This window comes from Aestuariivirga sp., from assembly GCF_037139295.1.
Taxonomy (GTDB): domain Bacteria; phylum Pseudomonadota; class Alphaproteobacteria; order Rhizobiales; family Aestuariivirgaceae; genus Aestuariivirga.
In genome coordinates this window covers 1-2,758 of the sequence record NZ_JBAXGR010000233.1, presented here as the reverse complement: position 1 = coordinate 2,758, position 2,758 = coordinate 1, and the positions used below count along the sequence as shown (strand labels likewise).

At 61.4% G+C, this 2,758-nt stretch carries 3 protein-coding genes; all 3 read right to left on the bottom strand.

Translation table 11 applies throughout. The features are described from left to right. Window positions 1-153: 153 nt before the first annotated feature. A complete protein-coding gene (gene istB / locus WCJ41_RS21280) occupies window positions 154-948 on the bottom strand; it encodes an IS21-like element helper ATPase IstB (RefSeq protein ID WP_336907842.1) in 795 nt (264 codons plus the stop codon). Continuing rightward, a complete protein-coding gene (gene istA, locus WCJ41_RS21275) occupies window positions 945-2,444 on the bottom strand; it encodes an IS21 family transposase (RefSeq protein WP_336907841.1) in 1,500 nt (499 codons plus the stop codon). The genes istB and istA overlap by 4 nt, the downstream gene beginning before the upstream one ends. Next, window positions 2,395-2,758 (bottom strand): SRPBCC domain-containing protein (locus tag WCJ41_RS21270; protein WP_336907840.1); only part of this gene is annotated, 364 nt, incomplete at its 5' end. The genes istA and WCJ41_RS21270, both read right to left, overlap by 50 nt.

Sequence of the window (2,758 nt, the reverse complement as noted above, 5' to 3'; positions counted from 1 at the left end):
CTGGCTGGCGGCAGCGGACGCAAGAGATGTTCGTGCCGTTGGTGCATCCGCCAGGTGTCAACGCCGGAGCAAAAATGCTTCGGCTCGCCGGAGCAAAAATACATCAATGACGCTGGCATGAAGGCCCCCGAACTGGGGGCCTTTTCGTCGGCATCAGTCTTGGGTGGGATGATCCGCCGGCGTGTCTGAACTGGAACGGCGTGAGCGGCGTTTGCTCTGATTGAGTCTGTAGCTGTCGCCATTCATTTGCAGGATATGGACATGATGGGTGAGCCGGTCGAGCAGTGCACCGGTGAGCCGCTCGGAACCAAACACGCTGGTCCATTCGTCGAACGGCAGGTTCGAGGTGACGACGGTTGAACCGCGCTCATATCGCTGGCTGAACACCTCGAACAACAGCTCGGCACCGGTCTGTGAGAGCGGCACATAGCCAAGCTCGTCGATAATCAGGAGTTTGTATCCGGCGAGCTGCCGCTGCAGGCGCAGCAACCGCTTCTCGTCGCGCGCCTCCAGCAGTTCATGGACGAGGGCCGCGGCGGTATAGAAGCCAACTGACAGCCCCTTCTGACAGGCCGCGAGACCGAGCCCAAGACCGATGTGGGTCTTGCCGGTGCCGCTGTTGCCGACCGCGATGATGTTTTCCCGGCGGGTCACATATTCCGAGCGGGCGAGCTCCAGTACGAGGGTCTTGTTGAGCGACGCAATGGCGGCGAAATCGAAGCTGTCCAGGCTCTTCACTGACGGGAACCGCGCCTCCTTGATCCGACGCTCCACCATGCGCCGTTCGCGCTCGATCAGCTCCAGTTCGGCCAGGCGCAGCAGAAAGCGGATGTGATCGAGGCCCTCGGCAGCGCACTGCCGGGCGAGCTTGTCGTACTCGCGCAGGAACGTCGGCAGCTTGAGCGCCTTGAGGTGATGAGCGAGCAGAAGCTGCGGCGTATCGGTCATGATGCCGCCCTCATCAGCAGGCTCAGGTATGTCTTGGCCGCCGTCATCGCCACATGGGCCTTCGGTAGATACGGATAGATCGTCATGTCGAGGCGCGGCGGTCGCCGTTCGATGCGGCACAGCACCAGATGCTTCACGGCATCGAATCCGATTGCTCCACGCGCGATGGCGTCGCGCACCGCGGCAGCGACCTCATCGGCGCGGAATACCTCCATCAGCCGCAGAACCTGCACGAACTCGCGCTTACCTTGCTTGCCCATCCGGGCTTCCAGAAGACGCCGCAGTGTGGCGAACTCCTCCGGCAGCCGCCAGCCGGCCAATGGTGCAGCCTGATCCAGCGCATTGACCTTCTGCTCGATCAGCGCCAGGTAGTGCAGCGGATCGAATACGAAGTCTTCCCGTTCGTAGGAGCGCGGATGACGTGCGATCACCTCCGCGCCGCATGAGATCACCACCTCATGGACGTAACCGCGCACAAGCACACCGCGGTAACCGTAGGTCGTCGGCACCGAGTAGTCGTTGAGCCGGTAGCGCACCAGCGACAGCGAGGAGACACTCGTGGCCACCTTCTCGCAGGCGTCATAAGGCGCAGGCAGTGGCGTTTGTAACGCGGCAAGGTCGCGCTTCAGCCGATCGCCGATCGTCTCGTCATGACCACGCAAACGGTCAGCCATTCGACGGCGGCAGCATTCAAGCAGATAGGCGTTCAACGTCTCGAAGCTCTCGAACACTGGGATTGGTACGAGGAAGTTCCGGCGCGCATAACCGACAAGCCCTTCGACCTTGCCCTTGTCGTTGCCTTTGCCAGGTCGGCCAAACCGATCCTCGAACAGGTAATGCGATTGCAGCTCGGTGAACACGCGCGTCCGTTGTCGTTTGCCGTCCCCGAGGATGCGGGCCACGGCGATCTTGGTGTTGTCATACAGGATCGACTTCGGCACGCCGCCGAAGAATGCGAACGCTCGAACGTGGCCGTCGCAGAACGCTTCCGTTGTCTCTGCCGGATAGCCGACCACGAAGCAGGCGTCCGAATGCGGCAAGTCAAAAGCGAAGAAGTGGATCTTGCGCTTGACGCCACCGATGATGCCGATGGCTTCACCAAAGTCTGCCTGAGCATGCCCTGGCGGATGCACCAACGGCACGAACATCTCTTGCGTCCGCTGCCGCCAGCCAGAGACATGGTCCTTCACGATCGTTATGCCGCCCGTGAACCCATACTCATCGCGCAGCCGCTCGAAGATCCGCTTCGCCGTGTGCTGCTGCTTCTTCGGTTGTAACTTGTCGTCCCGGAGAATGCGGTCGATCACGGGAATAAATGGATCAAGCTTTGGCTTCGTCGGCGGCTTCTTGCGCTTGTAACCCGGCGGTACCGAGAACTTCATCATCTTGTTCACGGTCCGCGGGTCGATCCCGAACCGCCGCGCCGCCGCCCGCTCGCTCAGACCCTCAATCCGAACCGCATGCCGCACCTTCAAATAGTCGTCCACGTCCTTCATCCCCCGCCCTCTGCCGACTAAAGGCAAAGAGGCTATCCGTTGCCGGAGTTTTACTCCGGCGCGACCGGGAACCCGGCCGCTTCAGTGAGGGATTATTGCTCCGGCGCTTACAGGTGCCGCCATCCTTGTAGGCAAGCGACACGGTCGCGCCGCCCTTGGCGAAGCCTGCGATCCCGCCATCGCCCTCGCCGGAGATTTTGTAGCTGTTGGGCGCGTCGAAATCACTCAACCGGACCTTGCCTTTAAACTTCGCCTTCACGGGTCCGATCTTGTTGACCGCAACCGCCTGAAATTCGTTTTCGCCGGTCGCGTTC